Source organism: Cytobacillus spartinae (assembly GCF_042865285.1).
Classification (GTDB): domain Bacteria; phylum Bacillota; class Bacilli; order Bacillales; family Cytobacillaceae; genus Robertmurraya_A; species Robertmurraya_A spartinae.
This window is the reverse complement of the sequence record NZ_JBIACK010000001.1, coordinates 619,277-634,695: the sequence shown is the minus strand read 5'-3', so window position 1 is coordinate 634,695 and position 15,419 is coordinate 619,277. Positions and strand designations below refer to the sequence as shown.

The 15,419-nt window shown below is 36.3% G+C and carries 14 protein-coding genes and 2 riboswitches; of the genes, 10 read left to right on the top strand and 4 right to left on the bottom strand.

What is annotated here, in order from left to right; genetic code table 11:
• Positions 1-151: 151 nt before the first annotated feature.
• The 3 genes from ACFYKX_RS03105 to ACFYKX_RS03095 all read right to left on the bottom strand — a co-directional run bounded on the left by ACFYKX_RS03105 (position 152) and on the right by ACFYKX_RS03095 (position 3,542).
• Positions 152-1,294, bottom strand: a complete 1,143-nt coding sequence (locus ACFYKX_RS03105; protein WP_389357949.1) for a hypothetical protein — start codon at positions 1,292-1,294, stop codon at positions 152-154.
• 65 nt (positions 1,295-1,359) lie between these two features.
• On the bottom strand, positions 1,360-2,850 hold the full coding sequence (locus ACFYKX_RS03100; RefSeq protein WP_389357947.1) for a sensor histidine kinase: 1,491 nt from the start codon (positions 2,848-2,850) through the stop codon (positions 1,360-1,362).
• Positions 2,847-3,542 (bottom strand): response regulator transcription factor, encoded by a 696-nt coding sequence (locus tag ACFYKX_RS03095; RefSeq protein WP_389357945.1) that lies wholly within the window; start codon positions 3,540-3,542, stop codon positions 2,847-2,849. Before ACFYKX_RS03095 ends, ACFYKX_RS03100 begins: the two co-directional genes overlap by 4 nt.
• Before the next feature lie 165 nt (positions 3,543-3,707).
• On the opposite strand from ACFYKX_RS03095, the gene ACFYKX_RS03090 reads away from it, so the two are divergent.
• From ACFYKX_RS03090 to ACFYKX_RS03050, 9 genes are all read left to right on the top strand, one after another.
• Positions 3,708-4,466: a DUF2161 domain-containing phosphodiesterase gene (locus ACFYKX_RS03090; RefSeq protein ID WP_389357943.1), complete on the top strand. Its 759-nt coding sequence runs from the start codon at positions 3,708-3,710 to the stop codon at positions 4,464-4,466.
• Complete coding sequence (locus tag ACFYKX_RS03085; protein ID WP_389357941.1) at positions 4,456-4,869, top strand: VOC family protein; 414 nt, start codon at positions 4,456-4,458, stop codon at positions 4,867-4,869. Before ACFYKX_RS03090 ends, ACFYKX_RS03085 begins: the two co-directional genes overlap by 11 nt.
• 127 nt (positions 4,870-4,996) lie before the next feature.
• Positions 4,997-5,040: riboswitch (PreQ1 riboswitch) on the top strand.
• A 53-nt stretch (positions 5,041-5,093) separates the two neighbouring features.
• Positions 5,094-5,753, top strand: coding sequence for a 7-cyano-7-deazaguanine synthase QueC (gene queC / locus ACFYKX_RS03080; protein ID WP_389357939.1), 660 nt, complete (start codon positions 5,094-5,096; stop codon positions 5,751-5,753).
• A gap of 3 nt (positions 5,754-5,756) precedes the next feature.
• A complete protein-coding gene (queD, locus tag ACFYKX_RS03075; RefSeq protein WP_389357937.1) occupies positions 5,757-6,233 on the top strand; it encodes a 6-carboxytetrahydropterin synthase QueD in 477 nt (158 codons plus the stop codon).
• Positions 6,226-6,942: a 7-carboxy-7-deazaguanine synthase QueE gene (queE, locus tag ACFYKX_RS03070; RefSeq protein ID WP_389357935.1), complete on the top strand. Its 717-nt coding sequence runs from the start codon at positions 6,226-6,228 to the stop codon at positions 6,940-6,942. The genes queD and queE overlap by 8 nt, the downstream gene beginning before the upstream one ends.
• A gap of 436 nt (positions 6,943-7,378) precedes the next feature.
• The gene (locus ACFYKX_RS03065) at positions 7,379-7,810 is read left to right on the top strand and encodes a cell wall hydrolase (protein WP_389357933.1); all 432 of its coding nucleotides are present in this window, start codon (positions 7,379-7,381) and stop codon (positions 7,808-7,810) included.
• Positions 7,811-7,992: 182 nt separating this feature from the next.
• Positions 7,993-8,077: riboswitch (cyclic di-GMP riboswitch) on the top strand.
• A 131-nt stretch (positions 8,078-8,208) separates the two neighbouring features.
• Positions 8,209-9,477, top strand: a complete 1,269-nt coding sequence (locus ACFYKX_RS03060; protein WP_389357931.1) for a DUF5667 domain-containing protein — start codon at positions 8,209-8,211, stop codon at positions 9,475-9,477.
• A gap of 210 nt (positions 9,478-9,687) precedes the next feature.
• Positions 9,688-12,345, top strand: a complete 2,658-nt coding sequence (locus ACFYKX_RS03055; protein ID WP_389357929.1) for an EAL domain-containing protein — start codon at positions 9,688-9,690, stop codon at positions 12,343-12,345.
• Between the two features lie 177 nt (positions 12,346-12,522).
• Positions 12,523-13,890 carry an aspartate kinase gene (locus ACFYKX_RS03050; RefSeq protein ID WP_389357927.1) on the top strand — a complete coding sequence of 456 codons (1,368 nt, stop codon included), beginning with the start codon at positions 12,523-12,525 and terminating at the stop codon, positions 13,888-13,890.
• 104 nt (positions 13,891-13,994) lie between these two features.
• Here the strand turns inward: ACFYKX_RS03050 and ACFYKX_RS03045 are convergent, their stop codons facing one another.
• Positions 13,995-14,162, bottom strand: a complete 168-nt coding sequence (locus ACFYKX_RS03045; protein WP_389357925.1) for a hypothetical protein — start codon at positions 14,160-14,162, stop codon at positions 13,995-13,997.
• A gap of 172 nt (positions 14,163-14,334) precedes the next feature.
• Between ACFYKX_RS03045 and ACFYKX_RS03040 the strand changes: the two genes are divergently transcribed.
• The gene (locus ACFYKX_RS03040) at positions 14,335-15,399 is read left to right on the top strand and encodes a GGDEF domain-containing protein (protein ID WP_389357923.1); all 1,065 of its coding nucleotides are present in this window, start codon (positions 14,335-14,337) and stop codon (positions 15,397-15,399) included.
• Positions 15,400-15,419: the final 20 nt, after the last annotated feature.

The window sequence follows — 15,419 nt, the reverse complement described above, 5'->3', positions numbered from 1 at the left end:
TTCTGTTGCTGTTTTCTTTATTTTGCGAGAAAAGATACCACGAAATAGCATGGAATCTGTCTTGGAGCCCATATACGAATAGCAACAATCTATACGAAACAGCTTAAGTAAAAAATGAGCCCTACACGATTGTGTAGGGCAATTTTTATTGCTATGGATTCATAGTATCCAGCTCATATACTGAAATATAATCAATTTTTTCTTCATCATATCCACCCAATAACTTATTGGTCCTCGGAATAAAAAAGGTTGATGAGTCTTCACTCCAACTTCCTAATAGAGCGATCACGGCAGGGAGTTCTGCTTTTTCTAAAATGCGAATATTTCTAGTGAGCTTTCCATCTTCAAGCATGGCTAAATAAACATTATTGAAAAACTTATCGTCTTCACGTACGACTGTATCAAATAAAAGTTTTTTCCCATCAGGCGATAGGCTATAGAAAGGGGTCCATGTTCCTTCAGAATCCGTTCCACCTGAAACGATTTTATTGATTTCTTGGTCCTTAATGTTGTAAACATAGATTCCTGATTCTTCATTATAAGTACCGTTAAAAATAATGGTGTCATCATTTAAAAAATCGTACCTGGCTATTTGATCACCTTTATGCGGAAAGCCCAATATCATTTCTTTTTTCTGATCAAACGAAACTTTATAAAGGGCGGTTCCATCTTTGCCAGTATGAGTAGACAAATAAATAGAATCTTTATAAATAGTAGGGCGTTCAAACGAAAAGTCTTTCTTGTTGAACAGCTTTTTAAAATCAAGACTCTTTTCTTTCTTTGTTTCCGTATCTATCAAAATATAGTTGTTGGTGCTAAAACTATAGTAACAGATGTAGTTACCTTCTTGATCAGCAAAGCCAACATCACCATCATTCTCTTTATAATTTCCCAGGTCTACAACTTCATTCGTATCAAGGTTGTACAACTTAATTTTGCCATTCTCCACACTCAATGCTTTTTTATGATTCTTTGATAACTCTTTCACCTCGATATCTTCTATCTTCACAGGATTGATTCCAGCTAGATCAGATTGGTATAAAGAGTTGTTTTTTACAAAATAAAGCTCTTCATTAGCCACTCCCAATAATTGTTGGTACGTAATCTTTTCATTAAGACTTACTTTTTCAGGCTTTGATAACGATACTTCTGCATCTTCCATCGTACTTTGTAATGCGACATCATCACTAATTACAATGGTCTTACCTTCACCTTGAGCTGTGTCGAAAACTCCGCATCCTGTCAAAACAGAAACAGCAAGTGTTACTCCAATTAGTCCTTTAACTACTTTCATATAAATAACCTCCTAATAATTAGCTTACAATTAGATTTTAGAAAATGAATGTTGCCAACTTTCATTTACTTGTTGCCAATTTGTTGCCAAGTAGGAAGTTTTATAGATATCGTAACAAGATCATTATCCATTCTCATGTCAATGGTCCCTTGATGGTCCTCAACCACTTGTTTGCTTATATAAAGTCCTAACCCAGTACTACCTTTTTCCTCTTTATTCGTCTTATTTCCCCTGTAAAATGGTTCAAATGCATTTTGCATTATTTGTTCATTACACTCACTGCATTTATTTGAAACCTCTAGTAAACAACCGTAATCCTTTTGCGTTAAAGAAACGGAGATAATGGAATCGTTTTTCCCGTATTTAATGCTGTTATCAAGTAAATTAATCATGACCTCACTTAGCATATTTTCATTTCCATTTACGAAAAGGGGGATGAGATCATATTGAATACTCATTCCATATTTCAATGCTTTCATTTCCAAATCTTCACACGTCTGCCTAACGATTAAATCCATGGAAACTTTATTCATTTCCTTCATATTACGTTTAGATAGCTCTATTACTTCTACTACCATTTCATGTAAGCGATCACTTTCGGTTCTGATTCTATTTGCTGCTTTGTATAGAAACAATTTATCGTTAAAGTCTTCATCGGACAGGATTTGCGCATAGCCAGATATAGTCGTTAAAGGTGTTTTTAGCTCATGAGTAACATTGTTGAAGAACTCCCTACGACTTTTTTCTAATTTTTCAATCGTTTCCTTCTCTTCTTGAATGGTGATGATTTGTTCCTTAATCTTTCTTTTCATTTCATTAAAATGTGACGTTAGTTCTTCGATTTCATCCCCTGTTTTTATGTAAAGTGTTGAGTCATAGTTTCCATTCGCAACTTCATGGAAAGACTGAGTTAATTGAAACAATGGTTTTGTTATTTTACTAGATAACACATAAGAGAATAGAAAAATAGTAATAAATAGAAACAAGATGAATAGAGTCATTCCAAAAAGAACATTTTGATTGCTCTTGAATAGATCATCATAGTTCTTTGAAACTCTCACAATTCCGTACTGCTCACCATTAATGTAGAGTGGATAGGAGAAATATACAATATTCTTTTTCTCTACTTTTGTTATGACTAGAGAAGCTTTATTGTCCCTAGCTTGCACTAAATCGGCATTACTGCTTTTCTTTAAAAAGGGACTTGGCTTTACATTCACAATGGTAAAATCGTGTCCTTCTCTAATCGCTTCAAATAAAAATGTCCCGTCGGAAGTATATAGCATGACATTACTCTGCAAATTCTCACTTAGCTCTTGAACAAGGGTGCCACCCGCTATTGAAAAAGCATTATTAGATAAGTTATTCAAAAGGACAAACTGCTTAGTGTACTCGCGTGAATATTTTTGAACCTGTTCCATATCCTTTTTAATTAAGTTTTCGCTATTTCGATTCAGCATTTCGGTTAAAACTAAAAGGGCCAACATTAATGACAAGGAGAAGATGAAAAGGTAGCCAGTTAGAAACTTTTTTCTAATAGAGCGTTTCTTTCTCATCGCTTTTCATCCTTCATCTTATATCCAATTCCAAATACCGTTTCAATAATGGAAGGAAGTTGCTCACAATCTAGTTTTTTACGTAGGCGCTGCACATGAACATCAACCGTTCGTAAATCTCCTTCATAGTCCATATCCCAGACAGAATCTAGGATCTCCTCACGAGAAAAAACACGATTTTTATTTTCCGCTAGCAATAGGAGAAGCTCATATTCTTTAGGCTTTAATTTTACCTCTTCATCTTGTTTATAAATTACACGAGAGTTCGGTTCTATTTTAATAAACTCATTGATTCGTAAATAATGGTCTTTTATAGGACTACTGTCGACTCTGCGTAAAACCACTTTTATTCGTGTTAATAATTCTCTTATATCAAACGGCTTCGTCATATAGTCGTCTGCACCGAGTTCTAGTCCAAGAATTTTATCGACCATGTCATTTCGTGCCGTTAACATGATAATAGGGATGTGCGGATGCTCCTGATTTACTGATTTACATATGTCGAAGCCGGTTGTATCAGGTAGCATGACATCTAGCAAAAGTAAGTCAGGTTGAATTTGATCCAGTAGTGGAAAAAACTCTGCACCAGAAAATGCACATTGTACAAAATATCCTTCTTTCCTTAGTGCATAGGCGATAATATCTGAAATAGAATCATCGTCTTCAACAACAAGAATTTTCTTATGTATCATCTTTTTTCTCCTTATATAATTATCCATTCTATTTTACTACCAAATTGTTGCCAAAGTATGTACAGAATACATAAAAGTCATCTCACATTCAGGAACATTTTTACAAATCAGAACCGGATAAATATGATATACTAATGGACAAATGCACATCTAGGGGTTTTAAGTATGGCAGCAAAAGAAAAAATTTATGAAGTAGATTTATATAAACCAGTTCGAAACTATTTTAAAAAGCAAGGTTTTGAAGTGTATGCTGAGGTGAACCATTGTGACGTAGCTGCAGTTAAAGAGGATGAACTCGTGATTGTGGAATTAAAGAAAAATCTTACCGTCGATCTTCTTGTACAAGCAACTGCTAGACAGCGTATTACTGACCTCGTATATATCGCTATTCCAAAGCCAAAGTATAAATTAAGATCGAAAAAGTGGATGGATATCTGTCACTTGGTTAGAAGACTCGAATTAGGATTAATTCTTGTTAATCTAAACAGAAAATCACCAACCATTGAAGTATCCATCTCTCCGGGACCCTTTGACAGAAAAGCAGTTATGCGAAGAAACAAGAAAAAAAGAGAGCGAATCCTAGCAGAGATAGAAGGCAGAAATGGAGACCATAATGTAGGCGGAAGTACAAAAACAAAAATAATGACAGCCTATAAAGAGAATTGTATTCAAATTGCGAGTTTACTACAAAAATACGGACCGCTTTCTCCTAAAAAGTTAAGGGAGATGGGAACAGGTGAGAAAACCTTGTCCATTCTACATAAGAATTACTATAGATGGTTTGAGAAGGTTGAGAGAGGGATATATAAAATAAGTGAACTTGGTAGCAAGGAAATTGAGGAGCACACCGAAATTAGTCACTTCTACCTGGGTCAACAAATAGAACAAAAACCAATGAAAGTAGCTGAGAACCATGACGATTAGATTACTTAGAGTAGGAACCACTTATATTCCTGTACAAAATGTCCAGGAATCAGTCGATTGGTATTGTAACAAACTGCAAGCCGTTTTAAACTACCAAGATGAAGATAAAGCCATTATCGATTTAGCTAATCAAAGCTTTTTTCTAGTAAAGGCAAAAGAAGGGGAAAAAGCAAATTTTGAGGATCAATTCGGGAAGGAACGTTTCTCTCAGACGTTTGAAGTGAATGGAATACAAGCTTTAGAGAAGCTGCATCAAGATTTGATTCACCTAGATGTAAAAGTAGGAGAAATTGAAGATAGAGGTCATGCAGGAAATAATTTCGTATTCTATGATTGTAATGGAAATGCTTTTGATGTATGGAGTGAACTTAGTCCGAAATTTAAGGCATTCTTAAATATATAAGCATAAGGACAAACAGAAATGGAATATACAGTTCTAACAAAAAAACAATGACTTTTTCTTAAATTATGCTAGAATAGGAATGTTGTTATACTTTTAAGAATGTACAATTATATAGAAAATCCGCTTAGCGGTAGAGGTTCTAGCTACCCTCTTTAAAAAAACTAAGGAAAACAGTTCTGCTTTCTTAGTGGTGCTGTTTTTTCTTTTTCCGAGGAGAATGTTAAATGAAAAAAGACAAAGCTGTTGTTGTATTTAGCGGTGGACAGGATAGTACAACATGTTTGTTTTGGGCGTTGGAGCGTTTTGAAGAAGTTATTGCCGTTACGTTTGATTATAACCAAAGACATGTTACTGAAATAGATTGTGCAAGAAATATAGCAAGCGAGCTGGGAATTAAACATCACGTATTAGATATGAGTTTGCTTAATCAATTGGCACCGAATGCGCTAACGAGAAGTGATATTGAAGTAAAAGATGGAGAAGATGGTGAATTGCCTTCTACATTCGTACCAGGGCGTAACCTTTTATTCATGTCGTTTGCGGGGGTTCTGGCTAGTCAAGTAGGAGCTAAGCATATTGTGACGGGCGTTTGTGAAACCGATTTTAGCGGATACCCAGACTGTCGTGACATTTTTATAAAATCGTTAAACGTCACTCTAAATCTGTCAATGGATGAGCAATTTGTCATTCATACTCCGTTAATGTGGTTAAACAAGGCCGAGACTTGGAAGCTTGCAGATGATTTAGGAGCTTTTGATTTTGTTCGTGAAAAAACATTAACGTGCTATAACGGAATTATTTCTGACGGATGCGGGGAATGCCCGGCATGTAAGCTCAGACAAAAGGGCTTAGAAGATTATCAGAATGAAAGAAAGGAGTTATAGACTATGTACGGATTTCGCATCGTTGATAAACTCCAAAAAATAGATGTAGATATTAAAAAGGATCAGTTAAAATACCATTCAAAGCGTGTAATGGTAAGTAAGGAATTTACATTTGATTCGGCACATCACTTACACAACTATGAGGGTAAATGTAAAAACCTCCATGGACATACGTACCGAGTTATTTTTGGAATCAGTGGCTTTGTAGATGATCGTGGTCTATTAATTGATTTCGGTGACATTAAAGAAATTTGGAAAAATGAGATCGAAATCTTCTTAGATCATAAATATTTGAATGAAACATTGCCTCCAATGAATACAACAGCAGAAAATATGGTTGTTTGGATTTATGAAAAAATGGAGGAATCTTTAAAGAACCGTGAAAATCAATATGATGGTGCAAGAGTAGAGTTTGTTCGTTTGTTCGAAACTCCTACTAGCTATGCAGAAGCAAGACGGGAGTGGATGATTGGTGAGTAAATTACCTGTTATGGAGATTTTTGGTCCTACCATTCAAGGCGAAGGAATGGTGATTGGTCAAAAGACAATGTTCGTTCGTACAGCAGGCTGCGATTATAGCTGCTCTTGGTGTGATTCTTCTTTTACTTGGGATGGTTCGGGGAAAGACTTAATAAAACAAATGGAAGCCGATGAGATTTGGACAGAACTTAAAGCTCTTGGTGGAAATGGTTTTTCTTTTGTAACGATTTCCGGGGGGAATCCAGCGCTATTAAAAAACCTTGATGAGTTAATTCATATTTTACAAGAGAACGACATTAAGGTTGGCTTAGAAACACAAGGTAGCAAGTGGCAAGATTGGTTTTATGATATTGATGAGTTAACAATCTCACCAAAACCTCCTAGTTCTGGGATGATAACCAATTTTGAGAAGCTGGACGAAATCATTAAGAATCTAAGTGGTCGAAGTATAAGTTTAAAAGTGGTAATCTTTGATGACCAAGATTATGAGTACGCTAAGCAAATTCATCAACGCTACCCGCATGTTCCGTTCTTTTGCCAGGTTGGGAATGACGATATTACAACTACTGATGATCGTGATCTTGTTAAAAGATTACTAGAAAAGTATACATGGTTAATCGATAAAGTAATGGCTGACGATGAATTAAAGAACGTTAAGGTACTTCCTCAGCTCCACACATACATTTGGGGGAATAAGAGAGGCGTTTAGTTATAGTTTGTCCTTTGCTACCTCCTAGAAGCCCACGAAGAAAAAAATCCCATATTTAAAGGGATTTTTTTGTATAAATGAAAGATTATATAATTCATCGTCATACAAATTTCAGGGGGAGGGAGGGAACGTTCGTTCGTTAGTCAGTTATCATCAGTACGGCGAGACAAAATGAAGGACAATTCTCTCGATGTAAGATTGGAGTTTGGCTTCATTCACTCGATGAAAGACACTTCGCTTTATGTATCATTCTATTTTGTCCTTCATCCCCACTACGAAAGACACTTCACTCTATTCACCTTGATATTTTGTCCCTCATTTGCTATTAAACTCCTAATAAGGCAGTGGGTGAATTTTTGATCAAACAGTAAACCTGGACGGGCGAACCTACATATATTTATATATATGCACGTACGTACTGTAGGGAGGAATTGCGTTGGCAGTTATAAAAGCTACAGAAGAAGATGTTAAATTATTGGCTCGTTTAATGCGAGCTGAGGCAGAAGGCGATGGGAAACTAGGAATGCTTATGGTTGGCAATGTAGGGGTAAATCGAGCGAGATCCAATTGTATAGATTTTAAGAATATTACAGATATTCGAAAAATGGTTTATCAGCGTCCAGGTGGATTCGAGGCAACCATAAAAGGATACTTTTATCAACCGGCTCGGGCAGCCGATATAAAACTAGCAAGAGATGTAATTGCCGGAAAACGATATCACCCAGCTAGTAACGCACTATGGTTCTTTAGACCAGAAGGCGATTGTCCAGCCCAATGGTTTAATCAAGCAAACACAGGCCGTCATAAATCTCACTGTTTCTTTTCACCAACACAAGTAGATTGTCCAGATGTATATAGAACACTTTAAACTATAATTGGATGCCCGCCCCATTCTGAGGTGGGTATATTTTTTTGCATCACAGTGTATATTTGACAATCATGTTAAAAAACAGTCAACTTTACCTATCATATTAGCAATAATAGTACTTTTTTATCATACCAATATGGAAGATCTTTCTGTAAACTAAGGATAAAGTATTTCGTCCCATTCACTACAAAAGGCAAAATCGTTGAAAAGCGATGACGCAAAGCCACAGGCCTAAAGTAAGCTTACCATGGCGGCTGGGTTGCTAAAGAATGAGGAGTAACGTCTATTGTTATTTCCCGAATTCTTGCAATCTATTTATTAGAATGTAGGAATTTTTTTATTAGCAAAAAAAGGGATAGTGGGTACGGAAACCTTTGCTATTAAAAGGAGGATGTAACATGATCAACAAAAAAGTACGAAATGTATTGGCAACTAGTGTACTCGCAGCAGCATTTTCTCTTTCGTTAGGGGCAGGAAGTGTGTTTGCAGATGAAACATCTACGGTGAATGAAGAAACCACAATCAATGAAGAAACCACAATCAATGAAGAAACTACTGTAAGCGATGATACTTCTGGAACTACTGAAACAGACACAACTTTAGTAACAGATGAACCTGCTGATGAAACCCAACCTACAGATGAAGAAGAAGTTGATGAAACTGAGGAACCAACACTGATACCAGGAGATTTTCTATACTTTATAAAAACATTCACAGAAAAAATTCAGTTAGCTCTAACTTTTGATGATGTAGAGAAAGCTGCTCTATTAGCTGAGATTGCTGAAAAACGTATCCTAGAAGCGGAAGTTTTGCTATCAAAAGGCGATGAGGAGTTAGCAGAAGAAACGTTACAAAAAGCCATGGAAGAGCTAGAAAAGGCTCTTGAGCTGGATTCAGAAGAACCAACTGATGGACAAGAACCTACTGGGACTGCTGATGAAGAATCAGAACAATCAGAAGATTCCATAGAAGAGGTATTAGGTCAAAACATTATTGCTTTAACAGCAGCAATGGAAAAAGTTAAGAATCCAACAGCAAAGGCTGCCCTTGCTAGAAACATCGAAAGAGCCAAGACTAAACTTGGTGTTGTAACAGAAGGAGATTCCGAGGAACTAGAACCTACTGATGAAACTGAAACGACTGAAGTAGCTGAGGCTACATCGACTGAAGAGGGTGAATCAACAGAAGAAGCTACACAAGATGAAACAACTGTAGTAGAAAATGAAGAAGAAGTTGTGGAAGAAGAATCAACGATAGCCGTTTCTACTAAAGGATTAGAAAAAGCTGCAGAAAAAGTTGCGAAGAAAAATGAAAAGGCAGCTGAAAAAATAGAAAAAGCAGCTAAGAAAGTAGAAGAAAAAGCGAATAAAGGCAAAGGTAAATCCTCGAATGATGCTGAAACCAAAGAAGAAGAGAATGAAGAAGTTGAAAACGTAGAGAATACAGATACTAATTCAGATGTAACAGAGGAACCAGCAGAAGTGGAAGAAATAGAGGAAGAGGAAGAAACAGCTGAAGCCGTTGAATCAGATGACAATGAAGAAATAGAAGAAGAAAAAGAACGCGGGAATCAAGGTAACAAAGGCAACAACGGTGGTAACGGAAATGGTAATAATGGCGGAAACGGTAATGGTAACAAAGGTGGAAATGGAAAAGGAAGAGATTAATAATGGTAAGCCCTATCCGAGTGATAGGGCTTTTTTTATGAGAGGATCGAATAAGTAATAAACTAACTACCATCTATATATATCCGAGGGGGAAATTACAAGTATTTTCATAAAATGGAAGTTTTCTATTGTACAATGGGAAGAAAGTCACTATGATGATGATAACAACGTATTTATAGTGTGATTGACCTAGTGTGAGGTGTAAATGCAATGAAACAACGTATGACTATTAATCTATCAAAGGTAATGTTGCTCTTCTTTGGATCGTTATTTATAGGTTTTTCCATTCAGCATATTGTTTTAGAGGATTTCATTCATGGATTATCCCTACCTTTTATCCTAAGCAACTTATTGGAATATGCTGCAATTTTAATAATCAGTTTACCATTAGTGAGCATAACAGCCATTCGATATATCCGGAATAAGAACCATTACGACAGGCAAGTTTTTGATCAACTAGAGCAATTCCGTGTTATTTTAGAAGACTCTCAGCTCGGAGCATTTATTTATGGAAAAAGCGGTTTTATTTATGTAGGGAAAGTCTTTCTAGATGTGTTAGGCCATAATCACGAAACATTTATCGGTAAAGCATTCGATGAAGTTCCAATGTTTGATAGAAATACAGGCAAAATTGTTATGGAAAACGCAAGAAAGCGCTTAAACGGGGAAGAGGTTCCTACGTTATATACAGTTCCAGCCGTTAAGAAAGACGGAACAAAGATTATCATTGAGGTTCGCGCATCTGTTTCACATTTAAAAGGACAACCTGTAATTATTGGCTCTGTCAATGATATAACGAGTCGAATGAAGTTAGAATCTCAATTGATTAAAAGTGAGCAAAATCTAAGGGAAGCACAGCGAATTGCCAATATTGGTAGTTGTGATTTTAATATCTTAACAGGAGAATTATATAAGACTGATGAAATTTACCGTATATTTGGCTTAGAAGCAGGGTCCAAATTTACGAAATATACCTTCTTATCTGCCATTCATCCTGAAGATAGGAAAAAAGTACCGAGAATCTTAAAAAGATCGTTTCTAAAAGGGGAACTTGAAGCAATTGTTCGGATCGTGAGGCTTGATGGAGAAGTTCGAACGATTCACTGCTTTGGTTCTGTTGTTTATAACGACCAGAAACAACCTGAAAAACTGGTAGGAACCATTCAAGATATTACTGAAAATATGTATATGTCAAAAAGGTTAGCAGAAGGAGAAGAAAAATATCGTTCACTATTTGAGAACAATATGGATTCTGCATTCATTTTAGATTTATCTGGAAAATTCGTTGAGGTAAACAAAACGGGTTTGTTAACATCAGGTTTTACAAAAGAGGAAATGATTGGGGAGCACTTTATTCCATTTATTCATCCTCGGGATAAAAAGAAGATCCTCCAGCATTTTGAAGTACTAATTGGCGGGAATTCAACTAGGTTCGAATGTCAAGTAAGACATAAATCTGGTGATTATTTATTATTCAGTATCAATGCTGTGCCGATTATCGTTGACAAAAAGGTTTCAGGAATCTTTTATTTAGGAAAAGACATCACTCAACAGAAGAAACAAGAGGAGCATATTCAGTACTTAGCTTATCATGACACACTAACTGGATTAGCTAATCGTCAGCATTTTGCCGATGAGTTAGAACGCCTTATTACCATTAATAAGGCCGAGGCGAGTCCATTTGCCTTATTATATATGGATTTAGATAGACTGAAAGTCATCAACGATCACCTTGGACATGAAGCGGGTGACCAATTATTGAGAAAAATAGGAACAAGATTGAAGAGTCAGCTTTCCGACAAAGGTACACTTTTTCGAATTGGCGGAGATGAATTCTCCTTCTTAATCCCTTCGTTTACAACTAAAAAGGAAGTTATTAAGATTGCTGAAGAAATGTTAATGATTTGCCAACAACCATATAAAATTGGTCGAAACACAATACATACTCATACGAGTGTCGGAATTGCTTTATTCCCTGAACATGGAGTGGAAGCAGAATCGCTCTTAAAAGCTGCCGATATGGCCATGTACTCAGCCAAACAAACAGGTGGAAACCAGTATCGGATTTATGACAAGGATATTATTTCAACCAACGATTATCGGTTTACATTAGAAAATGATTTTCAACGAGCACTTGAGGAACAGGAATTTTTCCTTGTTTATCAGCCAAAGGTAGACATAAACACAGGGGATATAAAAAGTGCGGAAGCATTAATCAGATGGAATCACCCAACGAAAGGCTTAATCTCCCCAGCAGATTTTATCCCTCTTGCGGAAGAAACAGGTTTTATTGTTCCGTTAGGGGAGTGGGTTCTAAAAGAGGCATGCCGCCAAGCGAAGGAATGGCAGGAAAACGGCTTACTTTCATACAGAGTTGCGGTTAACGTATCCGCTATACAATTCCAACGGACAAATTTTGATGAATTTGTTAGAGAGGTTTTAGAGGAGACAAACTTAGAACCAGAATGGCTTGAGATTGAAATAACCGAAGGAACTTTTATGGAGGAAGACACGTTTACTGCGCAGGCTGTAACAAAATTAAAAGACATGGGAATCTACATTTCTCTAGATGATTTTGGAACAGGTTACTCATCAATGATGTACCTAAAAGAATTCCGTTTGCATGCGCTAAAAATCGATCGTGGGTTTATCGAGGATGTGCATCTGAGGGAAGAACGAGCCTCCATTGTACAAGCGATAATCCAGCTTGCCCATGGTCTTCAAATGGACGTTGTAGCTGAAGGAGTGGAGACTCTAGAAGAGTTAACGTATATCAAGATGCTTGGAATTGACCATGTACAAGGATATTACGTTTCCAAACCTTTAATCGCAAACCAGTTTGAAAATTTAATAAAAGTCCCTAAATAAACAATTGCTGTGTCAAGTATTTTATGACACAGCTTTTTTATTTGAATAGATGTATGCGTTTTCTTTCCGTTATATATAGACAAATGTCTTCGTCTAGCGGAAAAAACTATTGAAACTTTTATGCTTTAGAGTGATAATAGTAACATTCCATGAAAAATTAAAGTGAGGCTATCAATTATGAAGGTTGTTAAGTTTGGGGGCTCTTCATTATCGACTGGGGAGCAAGTGAAAAAAGTTTTTAATATCGTTACATCCGATCCCGCACGTAAAATAGTTGTCGTTTCAGCACCAGGAAAACGCTTCTCTTCAGATATTAAGGTCACAGACTTATTGATTGAGTGCGCTGAGAAATTATTAAACGATGAGGATGCTAACGACATCATTTTATCTATTTTAGAAAGGTATGAAAATATTTCCAATGAGCTATCCCTTTCAAGTGATGTCATAGCAGGGATTAAGAAAGATCTTCTAGACGTATTGAATGGTGATAAAAGCAACTCTGCCAAATACGTAGAATCAGTTAAGGCCACTGGAGAAGACAATCATGCAAAGCTAATTGCAGCTTTTTTCAATGCTCAAGGGGTAGAAGCTAATTATGTGAATCCAAAAGAAGCTGGTTTATTTGTTACAGATGAATTAGGAAATGCTCAAGTATTACCGGAGTCTTATGAGCTTTTGTATAACCTTCGTAATCAAGCGGGAATTATTATATTCCCTGGGTTCTTTGGTTACAACAAAGCTGGTGAAGTGGTTACTTTTTCTAGAAGTGGCTCAGACATTACGGGAAGTATTTTAGCAAATGGAGTTAAGGCAGAGGTTTATGAAAATTTCACGGATGTTGATGCTGTTTATTCCGTAAACCCCAATATTGTTTCTCAACCAAAGGAAATTCGGGAATTAACTTATCGTGAAATGAGGGAGCTCTCCTATGCGGGGTTTTCTGTGTTCCATGATGAAGCGCTCATTCCAGCTTACAGAGCAGGAATTCCTGTGAATGTCAAGAATACAAACAACCCTAATGCTCCGGGTACGAGAATTGTTAATGAAAGAAGTAACACAAATGGACCTGTGATTGGAATTGCTAGCGATAAAGGTTTTTGTAGCATTTATGTAAGCAAATATTTAATGAACAGAGAAATTGGTTTTGGAAGTAAGCTGTTAAGGATCTTGGAGGAAAACGGATTGTCGTATGAGCACACCCCATCTGGAATTGACGACATTTCTATAGTGTTAAGACAAAATCAAATGAGCTATGAGGTTGAACAGAACATTATCAGCCGTATTAAGGATGAACTTGCTGCAGATGAGGTAAAAGTCGAACATAATCTCGCTTTAATTATGATTGTTGGGGAAGGAATGCGGCATAACGTCGGTACCACAGCCAGGGCATCCAAAGCATTAGCTGATGCAAAAGTGAACATCGAAATGATTAATCAGGGGTCATCAGAAGTTAGTATGATGTTTGGAATTAAAGAAGAAGACGAAAGAAGAGCTGTTCAGGCTTTATATCATGAGTTTTTTGTCGCTGTCGCAGTGGTAAACTAAAAAATACTTCGATACAAAAAAAAGAGACAACGCCTGCAAGTAAAAGGGTGTTGTCTCTAATAACTAGAGATTACTTTTCTCTACACCTTAAACTTACAAGTCTTTTAACTGCTACGTTCGATCGCGCTATCCCAATCAGGGAAATAGTGTAAAGCACTTCTCATGAGCTGAGGATGAGCTTTTTTTACTTGTTTCTTACTTAAATTTGCGCCACTATCCTTTAGTTGTTTAATTTGCTGAAGAACATCTGCATGACTCATCGATACTTCCATTATTTAGCCCCCTTTCATAAGATTTATTTATATATTCACCTTGATTGTAATTTTTATTCAAATTATGAGAATTTTTACAAAAATTTTTTTATTACTAGAGCTTCAATTAAATCTTTTTCTACTTTTTATGCTATAATTTAGCTAATTTAAGTGATAGAACGTTGGTGAAAACATGAGTTTCCACTTTTATAAAAATCAGACCTTTACGCAATGGAAAGTTAAGGTCTACTTAATTCTACTTCCTGTATTTTTTATTGCATTTGCCATTATTTTTGGATTGTTGGTCAAGGCCGGATCTATTAGTCTTCTAAATATGTTTACATTTACTTCTTTATGTATTGGGCTTTTGACATGTTTTCTCTTGCTTCTTATTAAGAAAAATACATTTCATTTTATTGAGCTTGCGATTTCTATTTTAGCTTCAGTTATTTACATACTTAGGATGTACGATACGATCCTGATGGACCTAGGCGTAGCTGGAAATGATAATCTAGGGACGGTTTCCTATTGGTATCCGATCTTCTATTTTCTATTATTTATTACGTTTAGAGGTCTGACAGCATTTGTTATTAGTGCTTGTATATTTATTACAACACTTCTACCTGGTTTCTATCATGTATTTTTTAGTGAAATGGCTAATAGTAATACCCTTGATGTGATCATTCAGTTTTTTAGCGCAAATGCGGGCTTTATTGTAGCGTTGTACTTTTTACAAAGAGTAATCGAAACCTTTCTAGAAGCAGAAGTGTCTAAGCATTATGCAAACACAGATTACTTAACGAAACTTCCGAATCGAAGAAAAATGGACTCTCTATTACAGCAGGAAATTGTACGAGCTGGCAATAGGGAAGAACAATTAACTGTTATCTTGTTTGATATCGATCACTTTAAAAAGATAAATGATACATATGGTCACGAAATCGGGGACCATGTCTTAGAAGAATTAGCTAATCTAGTTAAAGATAGTTTACGAAAATCTGACTTCTTTGGTCGTTGGGGAGGTGAAGAGTTCCTCTTGATTGCGGTTAATACACCTCTATCGAAGGGAATTACTCTCTCAAATCGTATAAAAGATTTAATCGCCACACACGATTTCAAACAAATAGAAGGTCTTACGTGTAGCTTTGGCGTTGCAGAGTATGTAAATGGGGATGAAGCAAAAGATTTATTGAGGCGTGCTGATAATGCTTTATATAAAGCAAAAGAAGATGGTCGGAATCAGGTCGAGGCTGGATGAGGACTGTTAACCCGCTTTGG